24 protein-coding genes and 1 tRNA gene are annotated in these 24,868 nt (G+C 70.2%); 15 read left to right on the forward strand and 10 right to left on the reverse strand.

The window, feature by feature from the left end; translation table 11 throughout:
* The first annotated feature begins 4 nt into the window (after window positions 1-4).
* The 6 genes from SH922_RS13785 (at window position 5) to SH922_RS13810 (ending at window position 4,195) form a co-directional block, all read left to right on the forward strand.
* Entirely contained in the window at window positions 5-466 is a 462-nt protein-coding gene (locus SH922_RS13785; RefSeq protein ID WP_393058255.1) for a DUF6194 family protein, read from the forward strand.
* A gap of 55 nt (window positions 467-521) precedes the next feature.
* Entirely contained in the window at window positions 522-1,085 is a 564-nt protein-coding gene (locus tag SH922_RS13790) for a histidine phosphatase family protein (RefSeq protein ID WP_393058256.1), read from the forward strand.
* Between the two features lie 111 nt (window positions 1,086-1,196).
* On the forward strand, window positions 1,197-1,838 hold the full coding sequence (locus SH922_RS13795) for a GNAT family N-acetyltransferase (RefSeq protein WP_393058257.1): 642 nt from the start codon (window positions 1,197-1,199) through the stop codon (window positions 1,836-1,838).
* The gene (locus tag SH922_RS13800; protein WP_393058258.1) at window positions 1,835-2,194 is read left to right on the forward strand and encodes a hypothetical protein; all 360 of its coding nucleotides are present in this window, start codon (window positions 1,835-1,837) and stop codon (window positions 2,192-2,194) included. Before SH922_RS13795 ends, SH922_RS13800 begins: the two co-directional genes overlap by 4 nt.
* 106 nt (window positions 2,195-2,300) lie before the next feature.
* Window positions 2,301-3,332: an ABC transporter substrate-binding protein gene (locus tag SH922_RS13805; protein WP_393058259.1), complete on the forward strand. Its 1,032-nt coding sequence runs from the start codon at window positions 2,301-2,303 to the stop codon at window positions 3,330-3,332.
* A 2-nt stretch (window positions 3,333-3,334) separates the two neighbouring features.
* A complete protein-coding gene (locus tag SH922_RS13810) occupies window positions 3,335-4,195 on the forward strand; it encodes a siderophore-interacting protein (protein ID WP_393058260.1) in 861 nt (286 codons plus the stop codon).
* 92 nt (window positions 4,196-4,287) lie between these two features.
* Here SH922_RS13810 and SH922_RS13815 read toward each other — a convergent pair whose 3' ends face one another.
* On the reverse strand, window positions 4,288-5,976 hold the full coding sequence (locus tag SH922_RS13815; protein ID WP_393058261.1) for a beta-N-acetylhexosaminidase: 1,689 nt from the start codon (window positions 5,974-5,976) through the stop codon (window positions 4,288-4,290).
* 308 nt (window positions 5,977-6,284) lie between these two features.
* Here SH922_RS13815 and SH922_RS13820 point away from each other — a divergent pair, with 308 nt between their 5' ends.
* Entirely contained in the window at window positions 6,285-6,560 is a 276-nt protein-coding gene (locus SH922_RS13820; protein ID WP_136325395.1) for a hypothetical protein, read from the forward strand.
* Window positions 6,561-6,652: 92 nt separating this feature from the next.
* Window positions 6,653-8,482, forward strand: a complete 1,830-nt coding sequence (gene glmS, locus SH922_RS13825) for a glutamine--fructose-6-phosphate transaminase (isomerizing) (protein ID WP_393058262.1) — start codon at window positions 6,653-6,655, stop codon at window positions 8,480-8,482.
* Between the two features lie 112 nt (window positions 8,483-8,594).
* Here the strand turns inward: glmS and SH922_RS13830 are convergent, their stop codons facing one another.
* Together SH922_RS13830 and SH922_RS13835 are read right to left on the reverse strand one after the other, a co-directional pair.
* Window positions 8,595-9,167 (reverse strand): acetate uptake transporter, encoded by a 573-nt coding sequence (locus SH922_RS13830; protein WP_393058263.1) that lies wholly within the window; start codon window positions 9,165-9,167, stop codon window positions 8,595-8,597.
* Between the two features lie 388 nt (window positions 9,168-9,555).
* A complete protein-coding gene (locus SH922_RS13835) occupies window positions 9,556-10,077 on the reverse strand; it encodes a universal stress protein (protein ID WP_326736299.1) in 522 nt (173 codons plus the stop codon).
* A gap of 364 nt (window positions 10,078-10,441) precedes the next feature.
* Here SH922_RS13835 and SH922_RS13840 point away from each other — a divergent pair, with 364 nt between their 5' ends.
* The 4 genes from SH922_RS13840 to SH922_RS13855 all read left to right on the forward strand — a co-directional run bounded on the left by SH922_RS13840 (window position 10,442) and on the right by SH922_RS13855 (window position 13,150).
* Window positions 10,442-10,723 (forward strand): hypothetical protein, encoded by a 282-nt coding sequence (locus SH922_RS13840; protein ID WP_393058264.1) that lies wholly within the window; start codon window positions 10,442-10,444, stop codon window positions 10,721-10,723.
* Window positions 10,724-11,114: 391 nt separating this feature from the next.
* Window positions 11,115-12,338: a helix-turn-helix domain-containing protein gene (locus SH922_RS13845; protein ID WP_393058265.1), complete on the forward strand. Its 1,224-nt coding sequence runs from the start codon at window positions 11,115-11,117 to the stop codon at window positions 12,336-12,338.
* A gap of 10 nt (window positions 12,339-12,348) precedes the next feature.
* On the forward strand, window positions 12,349-12,951 hold the full coding sequence (orn, locus tag SH922_RS13850; protein ID WP_393058266.1) for an oligoribonuclease: 603 nt from the start codon (window positions 12,349-12,351) through the stop codon (window positions 12,949-12,951).
* Between the two features lie 126 nt (window positions 12,952-13,077).
* Window positions 13,078-13,150, forward strand: a tRNA-His gene (locus tag SH922_RS13855).
* Window positions 13,151-13,363: 213 nt separating this feature from the next.
* On the opposite strand, the gene SH922_RS13860 is transcribed toward SH922_RS13855, so the two are convergent.
* Window positions 13,364-14,146 carry an MBL fold metallo-hydrolase gene (locus tag SH922_RS13860; RefSeq protein ID WP_393058267.1) on the reverse strand — a complete coding sequence of 261 codons (783 nt, stop codon included), beginning with the start codon at window positions 14,144-14,146 and terminating at the stop codon, window positions 13,364-13,366.
* Between the two features lie 209 nt (window positions 14,147-14,355).
* On the opposite strand from SH922_RS13860, the gene SH922_RS13865 reads away from it, so the two are divergent.
* Both SH922_RS13865 and SH922_RS13870 read left to right on the forward strand, forming a co-directional pair.
* Complete coding sequence (locus SH922_RS13865; RefSeq protein ID WP_393058268.1) at window positions 14,356-14,592, forward strand: hypothetical protein; 237 nt, start codon at window positions 14,356-14,358, stop codon at window positions 14,590-14,592.
* Between the two features lie 78 nt (window positions 14,593-14,670).
* Window positions 14,671-14,985 carry an ATP-binding cassette domain-containing protein gene (locus tag SH922_RS13870; protein WP_393058269.1) on the forward strand — a complete coding sequence of 105 codons (315 nt, stop codon included), beginning with the start codon at window positions 14,671-14,673 and terminating at the stop codon, window positions 14,983-14,985.
* Window positions 14,986-15,028: 43 nt separating this feature from the next.
* Here the strand turns inward: SH922_RS13870 and SH922_RS13875 are convergent, their stop codons facing one another.
* The 6 genes from SH922_RS13875 to SH922_RS13900 all read right to left on the reverse strand — a co-directional run bounded on the left by SH922_RS13875 (window position 15,029) and on the right by SH922_RS13900 (window position 22,879).
* Window positions 15,029-16,060, reverse strand: coding sequence for a LacI family DNA-binding transcriptional regulator (locus SH922_RS13875; RefSeq protein ID WP_393058270.1), 1,032 nt, complete (start codon window positions 16,058-16,060; stop codon window positions 15,029-15,031).
* A 271-nt stretch (window positions 16,061-16,331) separates the two neighbouring features.
* The gene (locus tag SH922_RS13880; protein ID WP_393058271.1) at window positions 16,332-17,792 is read right to left on the reverse strand and encodes a GH1 family beta-glucosidase; all 1,461 of its coding nucleotides are present in this window, start codon (window positions 17,790-17,792) and stop codon (window positions 16,332-16,334) included.
* Window positions 17,793-17,918: 126 nt separating this feature from the next.
* Window positions 17,919-18,839 carry a carbohydrate ABC transporter permease gene (locus tag SH922_RS13885; protein WP_393058272.1) on the reverse strand — a complete coding sequence of 307 codons (921 nt, stop codon included), beginning with the start codon at window positions 18,837-18,839 and terminating at the stop codon, window positions 17,919-17,921.
* Window positions 18,840-18,854: 15 nt separating this feature from the next.
* Window positions 18,855-19,844: a carbohydrate ABC transporter permease gene (locus SH922_RS13890; RefSeq protein ID WP_393058273.1), complete on the reverse strand. Its 990-nt coding sequence runs from the start codon at window positions 19,842-19,844 to the stop codon at window positions 18,855-18,857.
* Window positions 19,845-20,073: 229 nt separating this feature from the next.
* Window positions 20,074-21,402: an extracellular solute-binding protein gene (locus tag SH922_RS13895; protein WP_393058274.1), complete on the reverse strand. Its 1,329-nt coding sequence runs from the start codon at window positions 21,400-21,402 to the stop codon at window positions 20,074-20,076.
* A 784-nt stretch (window positions 21,403-22,186) separates the two neighbouring features.
* Window positions 22,187-22,879 carry a FadR/GntR family transcriptional regulator gene (locus tag SH922_RS13900; protein WP_393058275.1) on the reverse strand — a complete coding sequence of 231 codons (693 nt, stop codon included), beginning with the start codon at window positions 22,877-22,879 and terminating at the stop codon, window positions 22,187-22,189.
* Between the two features lie 175 nt (window positions 22,880-23,054).
* Here SH922_RS13900 and SH922_RS13905 point away from each other — a divergent pair, with 175 nt between their 5' ends.
* Window positions 23,055-24,845 (forward strand): 2-isopropylmalate synthase, encoded by a 1,791-nt coding sequence (locus SH922_RS13905; protein ID WP_393058276.1) that lies wholly within the window; start codon window positions 23,055-23,057, stop codon window positions 24,843-24,845.
* The last annotated feature ends 23 nt before the right edge of the window (window positions 24,846-24,868 follow it).

Consider the following 24,868-nt stretch of genomic DNA (forward strand, 5'->3'; position numbering starts at 1 on the left):
GGACATGACCATCGACCAGATCATCGCTTTCATGCAGGACCTCGACGGAGTCCAGGTCCTCAGGCCGGAACCCGGCGACGGCTCGCCCGGGATCAGCTGGGGGGACACCTTCTTCTCCTACTCCCCCGACGCTGCCGCGCCGACAACGGCTCAGCCGTTCGCGACGATCGTGACGAAGAACTACCCGGGCGACGAGAGCTCCCGTCTGGACCGCCCGGACACGTTCCGCGTCAACATCGCCGCCGGCCGGGAAGCCTTCACCGATCGGACCGGCCACGCGCCGAACGAACCGGCCCTAGACGACGCCCCCGACACCACCGATGCTGTGAGGGCGCACCCCGTCTACGGCTCCGCCGGCTGGCTCGCGGTGGTGAATCCGGGCCCGCGGGCGGAAGAAGTCACCTACGAGCTGCTCCGCGGCGCGTACGACCTCGCGCGGGCGCGTCATGAGCGACGTACCGGGTGACGGCAGGGCGCTCTCGCCCGCGCGACCACACGACGGCAGATGTCCAGGAGCCTTGATGACAGTTGAGATCGTCTACGAGACCCACTCCACCACCACGGACAACGAGGCCGGCATCGCCACCGGCTGGCTCCCGGGGGAACTCTCGGACCTGGGCCGCCGCCAGGCCCGTGAACTGGGCGAACGCCGGCCGGGCGACGGCTTCGCGGCCGTGTTCACCTCCGACCTGCGCCGGGCCGTCCAGACTGCCCGGACCGCGTACCCCGGCGGCCGGCCCCCGATCCACCAGGACGTCCGGCTGCGTGAGTGCGACTACGGCGACCTCAACGGAACCCCTCGCCCCCACATCGCCGCCCACCGCCTCCAGCACATCGACGTGCCCTTTCCCGGCGGCCAGAGCTACCGCCAAGTCGTCGCGGCCACCCACGCCTTCCTCCACGACCTGGCCACCGGCTGGGACGGCGGCAGAATCCTGGTGATCGCCCACTCGGCCAACCAATGGGCACTGGAACACCTGCTCACGGGAACGCCGTTGGAGTACCTTCTCCAGGCACCGCCCGCCTGGCGTCCGGGCCGGCAGTACGAGCTGCCCGGTGACTGGCCGCCTGCCGCAGCCGGGTGACCTCGCCCGCGCGTCCACGCCTCCACGACGCAGCCCCGCCCGTGGCGGCCGGGCTCGGGCCGCTGCGCAATTCGTTCGACAGCGGCCGCCCGCTCCCGGCAGAGTCCATCCATGAAGCCGCAGCACTGGCCCCTGTACGGGCTCCGCATCCGCACCCCCCGCCTGGAACTCCGCCTCCCGGACCTGGAGTTGCTGGACGAGCTGGCCTCGGTCGCCGCCGACGGGGTGCACGCCCCGGATGCCATGCCCTTCACCGTCCCCTGGACCGACTGCCCGCCCGCCGAGCGCGGCCGGGCAGTGTTCCAGCATGTGTTGAGCAGCATCGCCAACTGGTCGGTGCGGGACTGGTCGTTGAGCCTCGCTGTCCTGCACGAGGGCAGGGTCGTGGGACGGCAGGACCTGATGGCGGAGAACTTCGCGGTGACCGGGGAGGTCATGACCGGCTCCTGGCTGGGGCTCGCACACCAGGGCCGGGGCATCGGCACCGAGATGCGGGCCGCCGCCCTGCATCTCGCCTTCGCAGGTCTCGGCGCGGGTACGGCCGTCTCGGCCGCGATGACGGACAACCCGCGCTCGCTGGGCGTCTCGCGGCGGCTCGGCTATCTCCCGGACGGACTGACGGTCGCGGCGCTGCGGGGCGAACGGGTCACGCTCCAGCGGCTGCGCCTGGAGCGCGCGCGATGGGAGGAACACCGCTCGGTCGAGGTCACGGTCGAGGGGCTCGACAGCTGCCGGGCGATGTTCGGCGGATGACCCTGCTGGTGCACACCTACGTACGCGGCCGGAGCGGCGAGGACCACTTCCTGGACGATCCCGACCACGGACTGACCCTCTCCGGCTTCGAGAGCAGCCGGACCAAGCTGTGGGGCTCGCAGCCGGTGCGCGACCTCGGGGCCCGGTTCCTCCCGCAGTTGGCCACCGCCAACCTCTGCGTGGATCCGGAGGACATCCCGGCCTTCCTTGCCGAGTGCGAGCTGCTGCGCGGGCACATCGCGGCGCTCGCCGCGCACAGCGGCTATTTCGACGACTACGTGGCGGCGCGGCTGGCCAACATCACGGCGGCCGCCGTGCGCGCCCGGGATGTGGACGGCGGCGTCATCGTCTGGTGAACGGGGGTGGGGCCGTCGGCCGACTGGACAGGACCTGAGGTTAGGCTAACCTTCCCTCGAACTTGTCACCGGCCGGTCTCCGGCTCGTACGAAAGCGGATTCCGTCATGCGCACTGCCCGAGTGTCCCGTCCCACCCGCCGCGGCCTGCTGGCCATGGGCGGCGCCGTTGGTCTGGGCGCCGTGCTGGCGGCCTGTGGTGACAGTGACTCGAAGGACTCCGGTTCCACCGCCGCCAAGGGCGCCGACGCCGGGCCGTGGAGCTTCAAGGACGACCGCGGGCAGACCGCCGAGGCCAAGTCCGTCCCGAAGAACATCGTCGCCTTCACCGGTGTCGCCGCCGCGCTCCACGACTACGGCGTCGAGGTCAAGGCCGTCTTCGGCCCGACGAAGACCACGGACGGCAAGGCCGACGTGCAGGCCGGCGACCTGGACATCAGCAAGGTCGAGATCCTCGGCAACGTCTGGGGCGAGTTCAACGTCGAGAAGTTCGCGGCCCTCGGCCCGGACCTGCTGGTCACCGCGATGTGGGAGAAGGACGCCCTCTGGTACGTGCCGGACGCGTCCAAGGACAAGATCCTGAAGCTCGCCCCGAGCGTCGCTCTGTGGGCCGCCCAGACCACGATCCCCAAGGCGATCCAGCGCCACGAGGACCTCGCAGCCTCGCTCGGCGCCGACGTCAGGACCAAGACGGTCACCGACGCCAAGGCTCGCTTCGAGAAGGCCGCGGCCCGGCTGCGCGCCGCCGCGAAGTCCAAGCCGAACCTCAAGGTCATGATCGGCTCGGCCAGCCAGGACCTCTTCTACGTCTCGCTCGCCAAGACGTCCGCCGACACCCTGTACTTCCAGGAGCTGGGCGTGAAGTTCGTCGAGCCGAAGGTGAACGCGGCAGGCTTCTTCGAGGAGCTGAGCTGGGAGAACGTCGACAAGTACGAGGCCGACATCATCATGATGGACAACCGGTCCTCGGCCCTCCAGCCCGGCGCCCTGACCTCCAAGCCCACCTGGACGCAGCTGCCCGCCGTCAAGGCCGGCCAGGTCATCCCGCGCACCACCGAGCCGATCTACAGCTACGACAAGTGCGCGCCGATCCTCGAAGACCTCGCGAAGGCCATCGAGGACGCCAAGAAGACCGCCTGACCATGAAGACCGCCGCCGCGCCTCCCGCCGATCCCTTCCGGCTCTTCGGTCTGACCGTCCTGCGCACCAGGCGGCTGGGTCCGTCCATGCTCCGGATCACGTTCGGCGGAGCGGGGCTCGAAGGGTTCGCCTCCGGGGGCCGCGATCAGAGCCTGTCGCTGTTCCTTCCGCACCCCGGACAGCCGGAACCAGTCGTTCCGGTCGATATCGAGGGCAACTGGTTCGCCCCCTGGCGTGCACTTCCGGCCGAGGTACGGGCCGTGCTGCGCTCGTACACGGTCCGCGCGCAGCGTCGTACCGCCGGCGGTTCGGCCACCGAGATCGACATCGATTTCGCGCTCCACGAGGACGGCGGTCCGGCCTGCCGCTGGGCCGCCGCGGCCTCCCCCGGCGACGTCCTCAAGGCGCTCGGACCGGCCGTCGAGGACAACACGGCGGTCCGTTTCCGTCCGCCCGAGGACACCGACTGGGTGCTGATCTGGGCCGACGAGACGGCACTGCCGGCCGCGACGGCCGCCCTGGAGTGGCTGCCGGCCCGGCTGCGGGCCCGGGTCTGGTTCGAGGTCCCGCACTCCGGGGACCGCCAGACGGTCGACACCTCGGCCGACGCCCGGATCAGCTGGCTGGTGCGGGACGAGGACGCGCCGGACGCCGCGGAGGCCGTGCGCGCGGCGGAACTGCCCGAGGGGATCCCGTACGTCTGGATCGCGGGCGAGGCGTCGAAGGTGCGCGCGCTGCGGCGGCACCTGGTGCGGGAGCGCGGCTTCGACCGCAAGCGGGTGACGTTCGTGGGCTACTGGCGTCGCGGCCTGAGCGAGGAGCAGTTGCGGGAGGAAGCGGAGGCCGCTTCCTCGGGCGACTGAGCCCGTCCGGCGGAACCGAGCCTCGCCGGCGGAACCGAGTCCATCCGGCGGCCGAGGACATCACGCCCCCGGCTGCCGGACGAACCCACGGCTCACCCCGCCGCAGCGGGCTCCGCCGGCCACGGCACCTGGGGCGAGCGGTAGTAGTCGATCCCCAGCGCGGTGAACCGCGGCCCGAGCGCCGCCAGCCGCAGCTTGTACGTGTCCCAGTCGTGCGTCTCGGCCGGGGACCAGCCGAGCTCCGCCGCGCCGGGCAGCCTCGGGAACGCCATCACGTCGATGTCGTCGCTGTCGGTCAGCGTCTCCGCCCAGATCGGCGCCTCGACGCCGAGCACCGCGTCCGCCGGGGTGTCGGCGAGATACGTCGCCGGGTTCCAGTCGTAACTGCGCTGCACCTCGACCAGACCCGCCCACTTCAGGCCCAGTTCGGTCTGGTCGTTGTACTTCATGTCGAGGTACACCCGGTCCGCCGGCGACAGCACCAGCCTGGTGCCGTTCTTCGCCGCGTCCGCCACCTGCTGCCGGTCCGCGGCGCTCGTCTTGTCGTAGCCCCAGTACTGGGCGACCGCGCCCTCGACCGGCGCGGCCCCGGTGAGCTGGTGCCAGCCCATCACGGTCTTGCCGTACTTCCCGACGACGGCCTGCGCCTTCTCCATGATCTTGGCGTAGTCCTCGTGGCTGGTGGAGTGCGCCTCGTCACCGCCGATGTGGATGTACCTGCCGGGCGTCAGTTCGGCCACTTCACGGATGACGTCGTCGATGAACCGGTACGTGACGTCCTTGGCCGCGCACAGCGAGCTGAACCCGACCTGGGTCCCGGTGTAGAGCGGCGGCGCGACGCCGTCGCAGTTCAGCTCCGCGTACGAGGCGAGGGCGGAGTTGGTGTGGCCGGGCATGTCGATCTCCGGCACCACCTCCAGATAGCGGGAGGCCGCGTAGCGCACGATCTCCTTGTACTGGCTCTTGGTGTAGTGACCGCCGGGTCCGCCGCCGACCTCCGTCGAACCGCCGTACGCGGCCAGCCGCGGCCAGGAGTCGACGGCGATGCGCCAGCCCTGGTCGTCGGAGAGGTGCAGGTGGAACGTGTTCATCTTGTACAGCGCGATCTGGTCGATGTAGCGCTTGACCTCGGCGACCGAGAAGAAGTGGCGCGAGACGTCGAGCATCGCGCCCCGGTAGGCATAGCGCGGCGTGTCGGTGATGCTGCCGCCCGAGACCTTCCACGGCCCCTTCTGGCGGCTGTCGCGCTCCACCTGGGCCGGCAGCAGCTGACGCAGCGTCTGGACGCCGTGGAAGAGCCCTGCGGGCTTGCGGGCGGTGATGGTGACGGCGCCCCGCCCTGCGGTCAGGGTGTAGCCCTCGGCGCCCAGCGCGCTGTCGTGGGAGCCGAGCAGGAGCCGGATGCCGTCGGAGCCGGACCGTTCGGTGACCGGCAGGGAGTATCCGGTGGAGGGGCGCAGCACGCCCGCCAGGTATTCGCCGATCTTCCGGACCTCGCCGGACGAGCCGTCGACCCGGATCCTGGTGGCGCCGGTGATGGAGTACGGGGATCCGCCCGGTCTCACCGAGGCGGGGGCGGGTACGACCTGGCCCAGTGGGCGTGGCTCGGACGCGGCCGGGCCGCCGCTCGCCGCGGACGCCGTGGGGGCCACGCAAGCGGTGGAGATACCGGCCGCCGTGACGAGAAGCAGCGAGCCGAGAAGACGGGGTAGAGCACGGGGAAGAGCACTGCGCTGCGCCGTGTGCAGTCTCACAAGCCGGGTCCCTTTCTGCTGGTCCATACCTGGATCTCCTGACCATTCGAACCGTCACCATGCGTACCGCGTGCCTCACGGATGGTCAAGGTGTAGACCACTTCCCCGCATTGACCGCGCCTGAACGTGGCCGAGCCGTCATGGGCATCTGGCCGAATCGGCCCCACCTCCCCCGCGCCCCTCGGCGCCCGACGACCCCGGAGGGTGCCGCGCATGTCGGCACCGGCGTGCCGAAATCATCCAGAAAACCAAAATGGAGCACCGATCGACTGGATCCCTGCCCGATATCGGGCAGGATTGTTGCGCCGGAGCCTCTTCCGCCGCAATATCGACGAGTGCTCGAACGCCGCTCGTCGTACGACGACCTCATTGACCACCTGGTGCGCAGCACCGCGCTCCCGCGCGGCGAGGCGGCCCGGGTGATCCTCGACGTGCTCGCCTACTTCGACGAGACGACCGACGCCTTCGTCCGCCGGCGCCACCGTGAACTGCAGTCCGGCGGCCTGGTCAACACGGAGATCTTCGAACGGATCTCGGCCGAGCTGCCGCACCGGGCGGTCGCGCCGCCGGAGCTCTCGCTCCGCCAGCTGCGCCGCATCGTCTACGGCTGAGGCCGGCCCGCGGCCGGGCACCCACTCACCTGTTTGTACCTGTATGTCCTTACTCGTTTGCATCTGTACGTCGATGGAGAGGCAGAGACCCTATGTGCGGAATCGTCGGCTATATCGGAAAGCGTGATGTGGCCCCGCTGCTGCTGGAGGGTCTGCAGCGGCTGGAGTACCGGGGTTACGACTCCGCGGGCATCGTCATCACCGGGAAGCCGGCGGCCGGCAAGCCCGCCGCGCTGAAGGTGGTCAAGGCCAAGGGCCGGGTCCGCGAGCTGGAGGCCCGCGTACCCAAGCGCTTCACCGGCACCACCGGCATCGCCCACACCCGCTGGGCCACCCACGGCGCCCCGAGCGACGAGAACGCCCACCCCCACCTGGACGCCGACACCAAGGTCGCCGTCGTCCACAACGGCATCATCGACAACGCCTCCGAGCTCCGCGCGAAGCTCGTCGCCGACGGCATCGTCTTCCTCTCCGAGACCGACACCGAGGTGCTGGTCCACCTGATCGCCCGCTCGCAGGCGGACACCCTGGAGGAGAAGGTCCGCGAGGCGCTGAAGTCCGTCGAGGGCACGTACGGCATCGCCGTCCTGCACGCCGACTTCAACGACCGCATCGTCGTCGCCCGCAACGGCTCCCCGGTCGTGCTCGGCATCGGCGAGAAGGAGATGTTCGTCGCCTCCGACGTCGCGGCCCTGGTCGCGCACACCCGCCAGATCGTCACCCTGGACGACGGCGAGATGGCCACCCTCAAGGCCGACGACTTCCGCACGTACACCACCGAGGGCTCGACCACGACGGCCACGCCCACCACGGTGGAGTGGGAGGCCGAGTCGTACGACATGGGCGGCCACGACACGTACATGCACAAGGAGATCTCCGAGCAGGCCGACGCCGTGGACCGCGTACTGCGGGGCCGCATCGACGACCGCTTCTCCACCGTGCACCTGGGCGGCCTGAACCTGGACGCCCGCGAGGCCCGCGGGGTCCGCCGGATCAAGATCCTGGGCTGCGGCACCTCGTACCACGCGGGCATGATCGGCGCCGGCCTCATCGAGGAGCTGGCCCGCATCCCCGCGGACGCCGAGCCCGCGTCCGAGTTCCGCTACCGCAACCCGGTCGTGGACCCCGACACCCTCTACGTCGCCGTCTCCCAGTCCGGCGAGACGTACGACGTGCTGGCCGCCGTCCAGGAACTCAAGCGCAAGGGCGCCCGTGTCCTCGGCGTCGTGAACGTCGTCGGCTCGGCGATCGCCCGCGAGGCCGACGGCGGCATGTACGTCCACGCGGGACCCGAGGTCTGCGTCGTCTCCACCAAGTGCTTCACCAACACCGTGGTCGCCTTCGCGCTGCTCGCCCTGCACCTGGGCCGCATCCGCGACCTGTCGGTCTCCGACGGCAAGCGGATCATCGAGGGGCTGCGCAGGCTCCCCGAGCAGATCGGTCAGATCCTCGAGTCGGAGGACGAGATCAAGAAGCTGGCCGAGGAGTACGCGGGCGCGCAGTCGATGATGTTCATCGGCCGTGTCCGGGGCTACCCCGTCGCGCTGGAGGCCTCTCTGAAGCTCAAGGAGATCTCGTACATCCACGCCGAGGCCTATCCCGCCTCGGAGCTGAAGCACGGCCCGCTCGCGCTCATCGAGCCGGCGCTCCCCACGGTCGCGATCGTCCCGGACGACGACCTGCTGGAGAAGAACCGCGCGGCCCTGGAGGAGATCAAGGCCCGCAGCGGCCGCATCCTGGCCGTGGCCCACCGCGAGCAGGAGAAGGCCGACCACACGATCCTCGTCCCGAAGAACGAGAACGAGCTGGACCCCATCCTGATGGGCATCCCGCTCCAGCTCTTCGCGTACCACACGGCACTGGCCATGGGCCGGGACATCGACAAGCCGCGCAACCTGGCGAAGTCCGTCACCGTCGAGTAGTCACGCCGCCACGGACGCCGAGAGCGGCCCCGCACCCACTTCTGTCGTGGGTACGGGGCCGCTCTCCCGTGCGGGCCGGTGCCGCCCCCGGACCGGCCCGCGGGCCGCTGCCTCAGCCGGTGGCCGTCACTCCTCGGCCGGCAGCACGCTTCGGCACCGCCGTCGGCCAGTGGGCCAGCGCGGCCGTCGCTCCGTACCAGGCGGCGAGACCGGCGACAGCGGCGACCCAGCCGCCTGCCTTGCCCAGGAAGCCGCTGTCCGCGAACTGCCCGACGCCCAGCAGCAGAAGCCCCACGAACAGCAGTCCGTACGTCCCCTGGCCGAGCAGACCGCGACCGGACGCCCCGAGCGTCAGCGTGAGCGCGAACAGGGCCCAGAGCAGCAGGAACAGCCCTGCCGCATGGTCCGAGACGCGGGCGTCGGCACCGGTGCCCCAGGTGAACCAGAAGGCGCCCAGCCCGGCGAAGGCGGTGCCGGTGAAGCCGTTGCCGCCGCGGAACTCCAGGAGTCCGGCGACGAACAGGGCGATACCGCCGACATACAGCGCGAGCGAGACGGCATCGGCCGCCGTCACCCCGTCCACGGCCCCGGTGTGACCGATCCCGAATGCCAACAGTGTGAGTCCCAGGGCGAGTTGGCCGAGGGTGGAGGTGCTGGTGTTTCCCGCAGAGACGTCATTGTCCACGGCGGGCTCCCTTCACATGCAATCGTGCTGTTTCCAGTGGCGTTTATGTACCCTTCACAAACGCACAATCCACCTCTACGGACCGGTAGCTTCGCCTTTTCCGCTGTTTCCGTAGTCGAGTTGACGCCATGCCCGCTCGGCCGCGACGGAAAGAGACCGGCCGTTGGCCGAAGTCGATCACCCCCCGCGCGGAACCGATCCGGAGCAGACCGCGGGCAGCGTCAGCAGCGATGCGGCGGTGGGGATACCAGCTCACAGGGGCGCCGGGGCGGCTACAGGCGCAGGGGGCACGGGGTACGAGGGCGGCTACCGGAGCGGGCCGCTATCGGAGCAAGCGGCTGCCGGAGCGGGCGACTACCGGAGCGGGCGACTACCGTTCAACGAACAACTACGGGATGACGACGACCGGGCGCTGCGCCCGGCGCGCCAGCCGGCCCGCCACCGAGCCGAAGATCCGGCCGACGATCCCGTGTGTGGAGCCCACGACGATCGCATCGGCCGAGTACTCCCGGCCGACCTCCTCCAGCTCGTGGCAGATGTCCCCGCCGCGCTCGACGAGCACCCACGGCACCTCGGAGAGGTAGTCCGCGCAGGCGAGCTCCAGGCCGAGGACCTCGGTGCGGTGATCGGGGACGTCCACGAAGACGGGCGGCTCGCAGCCCGCCCACACGGTGGTCGGCAGCCGGTTGGCGACATGGACGATGATCAGGCCGGAGCCCGTCCGCCGGGCCATGCCGATGGCGTACGCGAGGGCCCGCTCACTGGAGGTCGAGCCGTCGAAACCGACGACGACACCGTGCCGGAAGGCAGGATCGCAGGAGTGACATGCTTCTTCGGCCGCCTGCTGGTCCGACCGGGGGTCGGCTACCTGCTTGCGGTCCGCGGGTTCGGGGATTTCGTGACCGGCCATCGGTGTCTCGGCGAAGAGAGTCCTCGTGAGGAGAGCGACGTGGAGAAGGTGCGTCAGCGGGCGGTGTAGTGGTGTCCGGGAATCATCTTCCCAACCCCTTACCCCCAAGGGTACGGCGCCACTCCTCCACTGCCAGACCCGCGCAAAGCGCGTGCGACGTTCCACGGAGCATGCCCGAGACCGCCCCGTATGGCAATGCCGGTTGCGCAGTACACCGACGTCGCGGGACCCGGACGGCCGCAATCGGTGACCGGCCGGGGCCCGGCCCGTTAGCCACGTGACCGCGTCCCGCACACCCGCTGCGGCGCCCTCCGCCGCTCCGTACCGACCGGAGCGCCACCCGAGCCGCCCCAGGGAGCCTCCCGTGCCCGCACCCGTCCCGCCCGCCCATCCGGAACCCGCCGCACGGCCGGTGACCGATGTGGTCCGCTGGGGGGTGTTCGGCTGCCTCCTGGTGCCCGCCGTCCTCATCGCCCACGGCGACTCCGCCGGCGGCGCCGCGACCGTCGCGCTGGGCCTGGCCGCCGTCACCGCGGTCTGCCGGGCACTGCTCCGCCGATCCGCCCGTACGGCCGCCCACGCGGGCTCCCGTTCGGCCGAGGGGGCGCACAGGAGTGACCGCACCTCTCGGGTCGTGCGCCGGTAGAACGATTGATTTCCGCACACGCGACCGTATGTTTTCAGCCAACTTCAAGTCTCGGTCGAATCCTTGTCGAATTGGCCGATCAACCCCCTTGCCAGCAGGCAGGAAGAGACCAAGCGGTACGCTTCCACCCCATGGGGACGGGCCATGAACGCCAGGCGCACTTCCCTGCACGACTCACGAGTGAAACGCTTCGTGATCGAATGCTTCCCGCCAGGTTGCCTTGTCGACATAAAGCCGGTTGGTGAACTTGTCACGACGGCACCACGGGACGCAGTAGATTCGATCTTGGGTGTCGAAGGCTGGGGACTCGTGCACGACCGAGGGGACATGTGCAGGTGCGACAGGCCCGTAAGGACCAGAAAGACGCGAACACCGAGGGGGGCTTAGCGTCATGAGCCAGGACTCCGCCACCGCAACGGAGGCTGTACGGAAGCTGAGCGGGCGCCGACGCCGTGAGGTGGTCGCCGTGCTGCTGTTCAGCGGTGGCCCCATCTTCGAGAGCTCCATTCCGCTCTCGGTGTTCGGGATCGACCGCCAGGACGCGGGAGTTCCGCGTTATCGGCTGCTCGTGTGCAGCGGCGAAGAAGGACCGCTTCGCACCACGGGGGGACTCGAACTGACCGCGCCCTACGGGCTGGAGGCGATCAGCAGGGCCGGCACCGTCGTGGTGCCCGCCTGGCGCTCGATCACCTCACCGCCGCCCGTGGAGGCGCTCGACGCGCTGCGCCGCGCCCACGAAGAGGGCGCGCGCATCGTGGGGCTGTGCACGGGGGCGTTCGTGCTCGCCGCGGCCGGGCTGCTGGACGGCCGCCCGGCGACCACGCACTGGATGTACGCACCGACGCTGGCCAAGCGCTATCCGTCGGTGCACGTCGATCCGCGCGAACTCTTCGTCGACGACGGTGATGTGCTCACCTCCGCCGGGACCGCAGCCGGGATCGACCTCTGTCTGCACATAGTCCGCTCGGACCACGGCACGGAAGCCGCCGGGGCACTGGCCCGCCGGCTCGTCGTGCCGCCGCGGCGCAGTGGCGGCCAGGAGCGCTATCTCGACAGGTCTTTACCGGAAGAGATCGGCTCCGACCCGCTCGCCGAGGTCGTGGCCTGGGCGCTGGAGCATCTGCACGAGCAGTTCGACGTGGAGACGCTGGCCGCGCGCGCCTACATGAGCAGGCGGACCTTCGACCGGAGGTTCCGCTCGCTCACCGGCAGCGCACCGCTCCAGTGGCTGATCACCCAGCGGGTGCTGCAGGCGCAGCGACTGCTGGAGACGTCCGACTACTCGGTCGACGAGGTCGCGGGCCGCTGCGGCTTCCGCTCGCCGGTCGCGCTGCGCGGACACTTCCGGCGCCAGCTGGGTTCCTCGCCTGCGGCGTACCGGGCCGCGTACCGGGCCCGTCGTCCGCAGAGCGGTGTTCCGGAGCAGGTCGTCACGGCGACCGAACCGGTGGTGCCCGCCCAGAGCACCTCCGCGAGCCGTCGTGCCCCGGTGCCGGCACCGGCGGGTCCGTCCACGGCCGCTGCGGACGCGGGCCGCGGGGAGCACGGAAAGCCGGGCTCCGAGGCGTACGCCGCGGGCCGCCCGGCCCTGCCGGGACAGCGGAGCGCCCCGTAGGGTGGGGCGTATGAACGACCGCATGGTGTGGATCGACTGCGAGATGACCGGGCTCTCGTTGACGGAAGACGCACTCATCGAGGTGGCCGCACTGGTCACCGACTCGGAGTTGAACGTGCTCGGCGAAGGGGTGGACATCGTGATCCGCCCGCCGGACGCGGCGCTGGAGACCATGCCCGAGGTGGTGCGGCAGATGCACACCGCCTCGGGCCTCCTCGACGAGCTGGCCGGGGGCACCACCCTGGCCGACGCCGAGGAGAAGGTCCTGGCCTATGTCCGCGAGCATGTGAAGGAGCCCGGCAAGGCACCGCTCTGCGGGAACACGGTCGGTACCGACCGTGGCTTCCTGTCGCGGGACATGCCGTCGCTGGAGGGCTACCTCCACTACCGGATCGTCGATGTCTCCTCGATCAAGGAGCTGGCCCGCCGCTGGTTCCCGAGGGCGTACTTCAACAGTCCGGACAAGAACGGCAACCATCGCGCGCTCGCGGACATCCGTGACTCCATCACGGAGCTGCGGTACTACCGCGAGGCCGTCTTCGTCCCGCAGCCGGGTCCGGATTCGGAGCGCGCGAAGTCGATCGCTGCGCGCCTGTCGCAGCCCTCGGCCTAGGTCCTCGGGAAAGTCGCTGGTCACGGCCCTTTCGGGGGCCGGGACCGGCGGCAAAAGAACGGGGGCGCGAGCACCCTCTCGGACCCTGTACACTTTTTCTCGGCCGGTCGGAAACGCCCGGACATGGTGGGTATAGCTCAGACGGTAGAGCACCTGGTTGTGGTCCAGGATGTCGCGGGTTCGAGTCCCGTTACTCACCCTGAATGATCAAGGCCTGACCTGTGAAAACAGGTCAGGCCTTCTTCTTGCCCGAACTTCGGGAACAGGTCCGCGCCGAGGAGAGGGGCGAGCCCCATCCCGACGCTGAGGGAATGTGGCTGCGGCGGCCGGGCGTACCCCAAGAGCATCGTGAACCGCCACGAGCTGCTGTTCCGCATCGTGCAGACCGTGATCGCCCCCGCTGCGCGACCTCTTACGGGAGACTCACGCCCGTCCGGCGGCGCCGGGTGAGTGCCGAGCGGAGCTTGTGGGCCGTTCCCCGGGCCAACAGACGGAGCTGGTCGACCGGGCGGGGCTCGTTGTAGATGACGAAATCGTCGAACCGGTGGATGCCGCGCCGGTTGGCGACGGCCTCGGCGGCATCCCGGACGGCGGCGAGGTCAGCCGCAGTGAGCTGGAGCGCGTGCTCGTCGGGCTGATGGACGGCGCCGATCGGATACTCGCGGCCCGGGTGGCTCGTCATCTCGATGTGACAGCCGAGCACGTGGGCCACCGTGTGCACCTGGGCGAAGTCGACCAGGCGGGCCAGAGTGGCGCGGAACGCGGTGAAGTCGAACGCGTACAACCGGCCCGGCAGAACCGTTTCGCCGGTGAACATGATGCCGGTCCACGGGTCGTGGACGGTGATCGCGCTCTTGTGGTGGCCGGGGGAGCCGAGGACGCCCAGTACCCGCCCGCCGAGGTCGAAGGTGACGGCCCCGGTCGGCCAGCGGTTTCCGAAGCCGAGGAAGGAGCACACGGCCTCCTCCTCGCGGGCGACCACGGTGGTCTCAGGACGGTCGGTGAACTGGGCATCGGCGGCCACGTGGTCGCCATGCCCATGAGTGTGCGCGACCACCAGGCCGTACCGCTCGCGCGGATGCCGGTCGAGCCACTCGGTGATCAGCCGGTCGACGGTCGTGCGCAGCGGGAACAACTCCGGGTCGGCGCTGGCGCCCGTGTCCAGGAGCACGGCGCGTACGTTGCCGAACAGCAAAAAGAGGAAAGGACCAGGCCCGGATCGGCCGTTGCGGCCGAGCGGAGCTCGACGACCTCCTCCCGCGTCAGCCCGTCTACGCCCAGCGACGGGACGTCAGCATCCACCAGGGCGACGACCCCACCCGCCTCGGCCGACGACTCCCGTCCGTCCGCCACAACCCGGGAGAACGCCGCCGACGGGGCCACACCGGCGTGCCCGGACGCCACATGCCGGTCGGCCCCATCGGCCTGCCTGTCGCAGTTCAGGGCCGCCGTGATGTACGCCGCCGGACGGGCCGGCCGCCAGTCGAGGGCGCGTACGTGGTGATCGCCGTCGGCGACTCGATGTCAGCGGCCCGGCAAGACTTCTACGCCCACCCGCCGCAGGCCCCGGACTGCTTGCCCCGCACCCGGCACCGGCTGAGGTTCCGTCAGGTGCTCGACGGCAGCCGCGACCACGGCTGACGGCCCTGACGGTCATCGACAACGTCCTGGCGCCCGTACTGCCCCGCCGGGCCGGCTTCGACGCCCCCGCGCGCGCCCGTGAGCTGCTGGAGGCCGTGGGGCTGGCCGACCGCGAGAAGTTCCCACCCCGCGCAGCTGTCCGGCGGCCAGCAGCAACGCGTCGCCCTGGCCCGCGCCCTGATCGCGACGCCCCGGCTCCTGCTGGCCGACGAGCCCACCGGGGCCCTGGACTCGGCCACCGGAACCGCGGTCATGGACCTGATCGTGCGGCTCGGGCGCGACCACGGGACCACGGTCCTGATCGCCACGCACGAGGAGCAGGCGGCCGGGGCCTGTGACCGGGTGATCGGCCTGCGGAACGGGCGGACGGTCACCGACTCGGCCGGTGGCTGATGGGGGCCGGTGGCTGATCAGGCCGCCGGCCGCGCAGCCGCCCTCACGACGAGTCCCGGACCACCAGTTCGGTCGGGAGCACGATCTGCGGCCGCTCGGTGTTCTCGCCCGCGATCTCCTGGAGGAGCACCCGGGTCATCTCCCGGCCCATCTCCTCGATCGGCTGCCGCACACTCGTCAGCGCGGGGTCCATGTGCCGGGCCACGGACGAGTCGTCGAAGCCGACGAGGGCCACGTCGTCCGGGATGCGCCGGCCGGCCTCGCGCAGCACCTGGCGGGCACCCGCGGCCATCAGGTCGGACGCGGCGAAGACCGCGTCCACGTCGGGACGGCGGGCGAGCAGTTCGCGCATGGCCCGGACGCCGCCTTCCTCGGAGAAGTCCGCGGGGGCGATCAGCCGCTCGTCCGGTTCGAGGCCGGCGTCGGCCAGGGCCCTGCGGTAGCCGTCGAGGCGCCGCTGGGCGGCGTAGACGTCCAGCCGCCCGGTGATGGTGGCGATGGAGCGGCGGCCCCGGGAGACCAGGTGCTCGACAGCGCCGCGGGCGCCCTCGAAGTTGTCCGAGTCGACCGAGGGCAGCGGCTCGGTGGCGGACCTGCGGCCGTTCATGACGGCGGGCATGCCGAGCTGTTCCAGCAGGTCGGGCAGAGGGTCGTCGGCGTGCACGGAGACCAGCAGGACGCCGTCCACGCGGTGCGCGGTCAGGTACTGGGCGAGTCTTCGGCGTTCGCGGTCGCTGCCGACGAGGGTGAGCAGCAGCTGCATCTCGGTGTCGGCGAGGGCGGCGCCCACCCCGCGGACGATGTCGGAGAAGTAGGGCTCCGTGAAGAAGCGGCTCTCGGACTCGGGCACGACGAGCGCGATGGCGTCCGTCCGGTTACCGGCCAGGGCGCGGGCGGCGCGATTGGGTACGTACCCCAGCTCGGCGACGGCCGCCTCCACTGCCTCCCGTGTGTGCGCGCTCACCCGCGGTGAGCCGTTGATGACCCGCGAGGCAGTGCCGCGCCCCACCCCTGCCCGTGCCGCGACCTCTTCGAGCGTGGGCCGGCCCCCGCTCCGTACTCGCGCTGCCGCCATGGCTGCCTCCCGTTCGCGGTCAATTTCTCACAGTCGGATAACCAAACCAAGTCCTGGTGTTGGATCCCTTGACACTCAACGGGCCAGGTCGGCCGCTCCCGACCCGTGACATGGGAGCGCTCCCACTCTACGCGCGTGGTCAAGCTGCCCGCCTCGGCCCGGGGCAGGCGCGGCCGATACGGGCGCGGACACGACTGAGACCCGGCACGGAGCCGGGTCTCAGGGGTGGTGCGGGTACCGCGACCGGCGGTGTCCGCCGGGAGGGGAACCGTCAGGAAAGGCCGCCCTGCGGCAGCGCGTGACGGCGGATCACATCGGAGTACCAGTGGGCGCTCGCCTTGGGGATGCGGCGCTGGGACGCGTAGTCGACGTACACCGTGCCGAAACGCTTCGAATAGCCGTAGGCCCACTCGAAGTTGTCCATCAGCGACCACAGGAAGTAACCGCGGACGTCCGCGCCGTCGGCCACCGCCCGCTGCACGGCGTCGAGGTGGCCGTGCAGGTAGGCGATCCGCTCGGGGTCCTCCACCCGGCCCTCGGGCGACACGTAGTCGTCGAAGGCGGCGCCGTTCTCCGTGACCATCAGCGGCAGGCCGGGGTGGTCGCGGGTGACGTCCATGAGCAGGTTGTAGAGCCCGTCGGGGTCGATCGACCAGTTCATCGCGGTGCGCTCCTTCCCCTCGGCGAGGTGGAAGGCGACGTGCTCGGAGCCGGGCCACGGGGAGAACGCGCTCGCGCCGTGGACATCGTTGCCACTGCCGCTCTCGCCCTTCTCCGGCATGGAGACCAGGGTCGGCGTGTAGTAGTTGACGCCCAGCACGTCGACCGGACGCGAGATGGCGGCCAGATCGCCGTCCTGGACCAGCTTCGACCAGTCCACCAGGTGCGCGGTGTCGGCGAGCAGGTCCTCGGGGTACTCACCGCGCAGCATCGGGCCGGTGAAGATCCGGTTGCCGACCGCGTCGACCCGGCGGGCGGCGTCCGCGTCGGCCGCGCTCGCGGTCAGCGGGCGGACCTGGTGGAGGTTGAGGGTGACCGAGGTCTGCGCACCAGCGGGGAGTTGATCGCGCAGAACCTCGATCGCCCGGCCATGGGCGAGGTTGAGGTGGTGGGCCGCCCGCAGGGCGGAGGCGGGCTCGGTGCGGCCGGGAGCGTGCACACCGGATCCGTATCCGAGGAAGGCCGAGCACCACGGCTCGTTGAAGGTGGTCCAGGTCGCCACCCGGTCGCCGAGCGCGCCCGCCATGATCGCGGCGTAGTCGGCGAACCGGTCGGTGGTGACCCGCTGGGGCCAGCCGCCGGCGTCCTCCAGCTCCTGGGGCAGGTCCCAGTGGTAGAGGGTGGCGACGGGGGCGATGCCCGCTTCGAGCAGCTCGTCGACGAGCTTGCGGTAGAAGTCCAGGCCGCGTTCGACGGCGGGGCCGCGGCCGGTGGGCTGCACCCGGGACCAGGAGACGGAGAAGCGGTACGCCTTCAGCCCCAGCTGCTTCATCAGCGCCACGTCGTCGCGGAAGCGGTGGTAGTGGTCGGCGGCGATGTCACCGGTGTCACCGTTGTGGACCTTGCCAGGGGTGTGGCTGAAGGTGTCCCAGATGGAAGGGGTGCGGCCGTCCTCGGCAGCGGCGCCCTCGACCTGGTAGGCGGCGGTGGCCGCTCCCCAGACGAAGCCCGTCGGGAATTGCGTTGCCTCGGGCGCCTGCTTCGGGGCGATGTCGGGTCGTACGGCAGTCATGCGGGAGCGCTCCCAGGGGTGGACGGACAGGGGCGGGGAAGGGGGTGGAACTCCGGAGCCCGTACGGCCCGCGGTCAGGTACGGGTCGTACGGGAGTTCCGGGAAGAAGAAGTAGCCGGGGGAACGTCAGCCCTTGACGGCGCCGGACATGATCCCGCCGACGATCTGCTTGCCGAAGACGACGAACACCGCGAGCAGCGGCAGCGTGCTGATCAGCGCGCCGGCCATCACGATGCCCTCGTCGGGGGTGTAGGAGGCCTTCAGCAGGCCGAGGGCGACCTGAAGGGTGGGGTTCTCCTGGTTCAGTGCGAGGTAGGGCCAGAAGAAGTCGTTCCACGACTGGACGAAGGTGAGCATGCCCAGCACCATCATCGCGGGGCGGGCCACCGGGAGCACGACGCTGCGCACGATGCGGAAGTTGCTCGCACCGTCGATCTTGGCGGCTTCGATCAGCTCGTACGGCAGTGCCTCGATCAGGTACTGCCGCATGAAGAACACGCCGAACGCGCTGACCAGGGTCGGGAAGATCACCGACTCCAGGCTTCCGCTCCAGCCGAGGTCGGCCATCATCATGAACAGCGGGACGACGCTGAGCTGCGGCGGGATCGTCAGGGTCGCGATGACCCCGGTCATCAGCGCCCCGCGGCCGCGGAAGCGCATCTTGGCGAAGGCGTAGCCGGCCAGGGTGCAGAAGAACAGCGTCGCCACCGTGATGCAGCCGGAGACGATGAAGCTGTTGACGATCGCCTTGCCCAGGTGGGCCTGGTTCCAGGCGGCGTCGAGGTTGTGGAACAGCCGGTCGCCGGGCAGGAACGGCGGGGTGGAGGCCAGTACTTCGTCCTGGGTGTGGGACGCGGCCACCAGGGTCCAGTACAGCGGCAGCAGCGAGCCGATTCCGACGACGGTCAGCGCGATGTAGGCGAAGGGACCGCCCTTCATCTGCTGCCCGGCACCGGGCTTGAAGCGGCTGGGGCGCTTCGGCGCGCGGTGCGCGGTGCGCGCCGGGAGGACGGGGGCCGGGACTTTGGTGGGGCTGGTGATGGTCATGGATATCGCTCCCGGTCAGACCGCGGATTTGCGTACGAAGCGGCCGATGAGCCAGTTGACCGCGGCGATGATCAGCAGGAGGGCGAGCATCGCCCAGGCCACTGCGGCGGCCGGACCGAGATGCCCCAGGTTCCAGCCGTAGTTGAAGAGGTAGACGCTGAGGGTCTCGTACTGGTGTTCATTGCCGCCGATCGCGCCGAGGGTGCCGCCCTCCAGCAGCAGCGGCTCACCGAACAGCTGCATGGAACCGATGGTCGAGATGACGATCGTGAACAGGATCGTGGGCCGCAGCGAGGGGATGGTCACCTTGAGGAACTGTTGCCAGCGCGAGGCGCCGTCGAGCGAGGCGGCCTCGTACAGATCGGACGGCACGGCCTGCATCGCGGCGAGGTAGATCAGGGTGTTGTAGCCGGTCCAGCGCCAGATCACGATGATGGAGATGGCGATCTTGGACGTCCAGGGCCCGTTGGCCCAGTTGGTGTGTCCGAGACCGACGAACTCCAGCGCCCAGTTCAGCAGACCGCCGTCGGCCCGGAAGACCAGGGCGAAGACGAGAGCCGCGGAGGCCACCGAGGTGGCGTACGGGGTGAGGATGACCGTCCGCCAGAAGGAGCTGGCACGGAGCTTGTAGTTCAGCAGGTGCGCCAGACCGAGCGCGACGAGCAGCTGCGGGACCGTCGACATGACACCGATCAGGAAGGTGTTGGTGACGGCCGTCCAGAACTCCGAGTCGTGCAGGATCCTGTCGAAGTTGCCCCAGCCGACCCATTCCATCTGGTCCAGGCCGGTCATCTCGACCCGGTGCAGGGCGATCCAGCCGGTGTAGATCAGCGGATAGAGCCCGAAGGCACCGAAGACGAGGAAGAACGGGGCTATGTAGGCGTACGGCGATGCCTTGTCGTCGAACCGCCAGAGGCGGCTCCGCCACGCCTGCCGACGTGCGTCGACCGGCTTCTTCCGGGGTGGCGGGGCGTATGCGTCCCGGGTGGGAGTCGAGGTGGCCACGGGCGGGAGTCCTTCCCTGGATTGCTTGGATACCCGGGTACGGGGCCGGGCCGGGTGGCCGGGTCGTCGGCGACAAGCGCGTGCGGTGGGCTTGCACGGGGCGGCCGGGAGGTACCCGGTCGCCCCGTGCAAGCCCTCCGCGAGGCTTACCGTTCCTCGGACCCCGGCGCCCCATGGGGTGGGGACACGCAGGTGCGGGCGGCCCGGGGGCCGCCCGCTGCTGCGAACGTCAGCCGATCGCCTTGTCGATCTCCTCGGTCGCCGCGTCCCACGCCTTGTCGGGCTTGGTGCCGCGCTGCTCCATGTTGTTGATCTGGGTGGAGATGCTGTCCTTGATGACGCCGTCCTTCGGGCCGATGATCGCCTCGGGGATGGACTTGGCCTCGTCCGCGTAGATCTCACCGATCGGGGCGTCGTTGAAGTACGCGAGCTTGCCGTTCTTCACGTCGGGCAGGTCGTACGCGCCCTTGTTGGACGGGAAGAGGCCGGTCGCCTTGAAGACCGCGGCCTGCTGCTCGGGCGCGGTCAGCCACTTGACGAGCTCACCGGCCTCCTTGACGTGCTTGCCGGACGTCGGCACACCGAGGAAGGAGCCACCCCAGTTGGCGGCGGTCGAACCGGGCGCGGTGGTGATGTCCCACTTGCCCTTGTTGCCGTCACCGGCGGCGATCGAGATCTGAGCGGCCATCCAGGCGGGGCACGCCACGGTGGCCATGGTGCTCTTGCGCAGGGCGGCCTTCCACGGGTCGCCGAACTGGGCGAGGCCCTGGGTCAGCTTCTTGTCCGCGGCCTCGGCCGCCAGGTCCCAGCCCTGCTTGACGCTGGGGCTGTCCTCGTAGATCGCCTTGCCGCTCTCGTCGTAGTACTGCTTCGCGTTCGAGCTGACGACGGCGTTGAACATCGCGCTGGCGGAGTCCATGAAGTACGTCCCCGCGGGCGCGTTCTTCTTGTACTCCTCACCGAGCTTGAGGTAGTCCTCCCAGCCCCCGGAGATCCTTGCGGCGACCTCCTTGCGGTCGGTCGGCAGACCGGCCTTCTTGAAGAGCTCGGCGTTGTAGCAGAGCGACATCGGGCCGATGTCGGTACCCGCGCCGATCACCTTGCCGTCCTTGGTGGTGGCCTGCTTCTCCTTCCAGGACACCCACTCGTTGACGTCGATGACCTTGCTCAGGTCGGCGAACTGGTCCGCCTTCGTGTCGACGAGCTCCTTGATGCGCCCGACCTCGAGGCCCTGGACGTCAGCCAGACCACTGCCCGAGTTCAGCTGCTGGAGCAGCTTGGGGTAGTAGTTCTTCTCCTCGGCGGTGGTCTCTTCCTTCACCGTGATGTTCGGGTGCAGCTCGTGGTATTTCGCGAAGAGGCCGGCTTCCTTGTAGCCGAACTGCCCGAAGTCCGCGACGGTCAGCGTGATCTTCCCGTTCGCGTCGGAGGACGTGTCGTCCGACGAGTCCGAGTCGCTGCTGCAGCCGGTCAGCAACAAGGCCGTGGCTGTCAGGCCCGTGGTGGCCAGGACCGCGACTCTGCGGCTCCGACCGGCGGCGGTGCGGGTGATACGCATTCCACTACTCCTTGTTCCAGGGTGGGACTGGCTCACTGCGTGGCATACGCGCTGGTGAGTGCGGGTGCCGGATGGTTCAGGGGGGGAGGACACGGGCAGTGCCGTTCGCGCGAGAAATCCTCTTGCGATATGGGAGCGCTCCCATGCGTCGATGTCGGAAGGTTGCTGCCTGGGAGGGGTGGGTGTCAAGAGTTGAAGACGCTTCCGTTGCGCGAGCGTGTCCTGCAAGTCACGAGACCGTGTCCGGCCGAAGGCTTGCCAAAGCGTGCAACCATGCGAAGCGGACTGATTCACTCCTGAATTCCCCCAGGTGAGAGCCCTGTTGAGAGTGGATCTTGCGGTCGGCGCCGACAAGCCGGTCCGATCGCGCCGGATTTCCGTCAGCGTCCGGAAACACTCCTCGCCACCCCCGATTCCTCTCGCAGGGCCCGCCGGAAGGTGAACGGGACGTCGCACCCAAGGGGCACCCAGAGGCACCTCCGCGTTCTTTCCCCGAACTCGAGCGCCGGGCGGTGGCCGAAACAGCGGCCCGGCGGGTGACCGGAACGGCGCCCGCACGGAAGCCGCCGATCCGGACAACCCGGGCCACCGGGAGGGTCCGGAACACCAGGACGAGCCGGGCCAGTTGGACGTCCTGATCAACGGGTCGAACCGGGCCGAGCAGAGAGCTCGGGCGGCCGGGACGACCGCAATCGCCCAGGGCCCGGGGCCCAGGGCCCCCGGGCACGCCGGCTCGCCCGGGGTCCCCCGGCGTCCAGGAGTGCGGCCGGCGGGCTGCGGGCGGTCAGGCCGTGCGCAGGCGGGCCAATGTGTGTTCCAGCTCCGCCTGGGCGGCCCGGCCCGCCGACTCCGCGTCGCCCGCCACGACCGCCCTGACCAGCGCATGGTGCTGCGCCTCACCGTGGTTCGGGTCGTCGCGGCGCAGTCCGAGCAGTTCCACGAGGTCGATCAGCCCCTGCCGCAGCGCGGGGGCGAACTCGCCGAAGAGATCGGTGAGTACGGGGTTGTGGGCGGCCGCCACGACCGCCCGGTGCAGTTCGATGTCGGCGTCCACGAAATCGGGGTCCGGCCCGGCGCCCGCCGCCCGCCGTGCCGCCAGCGCCGCATCGAGCGCGATCAGGTCCTCGTCGGTGCGGCGGCGGGCGGCCAGCCGGGCGGCCTGGACCTCGATGAGCATGCGCACCTCGTAGACGTCGGTGACCGAGGCCCTGCGAAGCCGGACCGGCCACTCCTCCGTCGCGTGGTCGGCGATGACGAAGACCCCGGCGCCCTGGCGGGACCGGAGCAGGCCGAGCGTCGCGAGCGTACGCACCGCCTCGCGCACGGTGGAGCGGCCGACTCCCAGGGTCTTGGCGAGCGTGGTCTCCCCGGGGATCTTCGTGCCGACCGGCCAGTGCCCCTCGGTGATCTGCGCGCGCAGATGGCTCGTGGCCTGTTCGACCAGGGGGCTGGGGCGGAGCGGACCGAGCGAGGACACGGGTTTCACCTGTCAGGTTGTCTGAGGACTTGCTTTCTGGCTACTGTACCGATCATGACGTACCGCGGTCTCCTTCTTCTCGGCTGCCGCGGCGGGGCCTGAAGCGATCGGCACCCCGCCGCGGGGTGCCGTGCTGTGCCGGTCGCATCCGGCGATGCGAGAAGAGACCACGTTCATGTCCGAGCTCACGTCCGAGTTCATCTCCGACGTCCTGTCACCGATGCACAGCTTCCCCACCGTCTGCACCCCGCGGGGGCCCGTCCCCGAGGCCGCGCCGCACTGGAATCCGCAGCGCTCCAGCTCGATGCCCTCGCACCGCTACCGGTCGGCCTTCGACCGGGTGGACATCCCGCTGGCCGGCCGGAGCTGGCCGCAGGCCCGTATCGACCGCGCCCCGCTCTGGGTCCCCGTCGACCTGCGCGACGGCAACCAGGCCCTCTCCGAGCCGATGGACACCCCGCGCAAGCGCCGGATGTTCGATCTGCTCGTCGCGATGGGCTACAAGGAGATCGAGGTCGGCTACCCGTCCGCGAGCCGCACCGACTTCGACTTCGTACGGCATCTGGCGGAGAGCGGGGCCGTACCCGACGACGTGACCGTGGTCGTCTTCACCCCGGCCAAGCCGGAGCTGATCGAGCGGACCTTCGAGTCCGTCGCGGGGATGAGCCGGGTGGTCGTCCACCTCTACATCCCGACCGCGCCCGTCTGGCGTGACGTCGTCCTGGGGCGGAGCCGGGCCGAGGTGCACGGTGTCGTACTGGACGCCGGGCGGCAGATGGACCGGCTGGCGCGGGCCAGGCCGGACGCGGACATCCGCTTCGAGTTCTCGCCCGAGGTCTTCATCCTGACCGAACCCGACTACGTCCTGGAGGTCTGCAACAGCCTCACCGAGCTGTGGGACGCCTCGCCGGACCGGCCGGTCATCCACAACCTCCCGGCCACGGTGGAGATCGCGACACCGAATGTGTACGCGGACCAGATCGAGTACATGCACCGCCATCTGGACCGGCGTGATTCCGTGATCCTCTCCGTCCATCCGCACAACGACCGCGGTACGGGCGTGGCCTGCGCGGAGCTCGCCGTACTGGCGGGGGCGCAGCGGGTGGAGGGCTGCCTGTTCGGCAACGGGGAGCGCACCGGCAACGTCGACCTGGTCAACCTGGCCCTCAATCTGCACGCCCAGGGGGTCGACCCGATGATCGACTTCTCGGACATCGACGAGATCCGCCGCACGGTCGAGCACTGCAACCGGCTGCCGGTGCCGCCCCGCCATCCGTACGGCGGCGACCTGGTGTACACCGCTTTCTCGGGCACCCACCAGGACGCGATCAGCAAGGGGTTCGCACACCGGGCGGGCAGCGACTCCGAGCTGTGGTCGGTGCCGTACCTGCCGATCGACCCGGCGGACGTGGGGCGTACGTACGAGGCGGTCATCCGGGTCAACAGCCAGTCCGGCAAGGGCGGCATCGCCCACCTGCTGCGGAGCAACCACGGGGTGGACCTGCCGGCGAGGATGCGGTCGGACTTCTCCCGCACGGTGCAGGAGGCAACGGACGACAGCGGTCTTGAGGCGACGCCGAAGGACCTGTGGAACCTGTTCGACGCGACGTATCTGGCCCCCGGGCGGGACGGCTCGGTCGCCCTGGCCTCCTGGTCGACGGAGAGCGGCCCGGCCGGTGAGCACCGCTTCGTCTGCACGCTGCGGGTGGACGGGCGCGAGGGCGACTACGAGGGCACGGGCGGTGGCGCGGTGTCGGCGTTCACGCATGCGCTGGAGGGTGCCGGGGTGAAGGTCACGGTCCTCGACTTCGCGGAGCACGGCTCGCAGGGGCCACAGGGGCCGGTGACGGCGTATGCGCGGTGCCGGGTCGGCGATGCGGAGTGCTGGGGCGCGGGCCAGGGCCCTTCGAGCGTGGTGGCGTCGGTGGCGGCGGTGCTGTCGGCGGCGAACCGGGCGCGGGACTGACTGACGCGGCCTGCGCGGGCGAA

This window comes from Streptomyces sp. LN549 (assembly GCF_043203805.1).
In the GTDB taxonomy this organism is placed as follows: Bacteria; Actinomycetota; Actinomycetes; order Streptomycetales; family Streptomycetaceae; genus Streptomyces.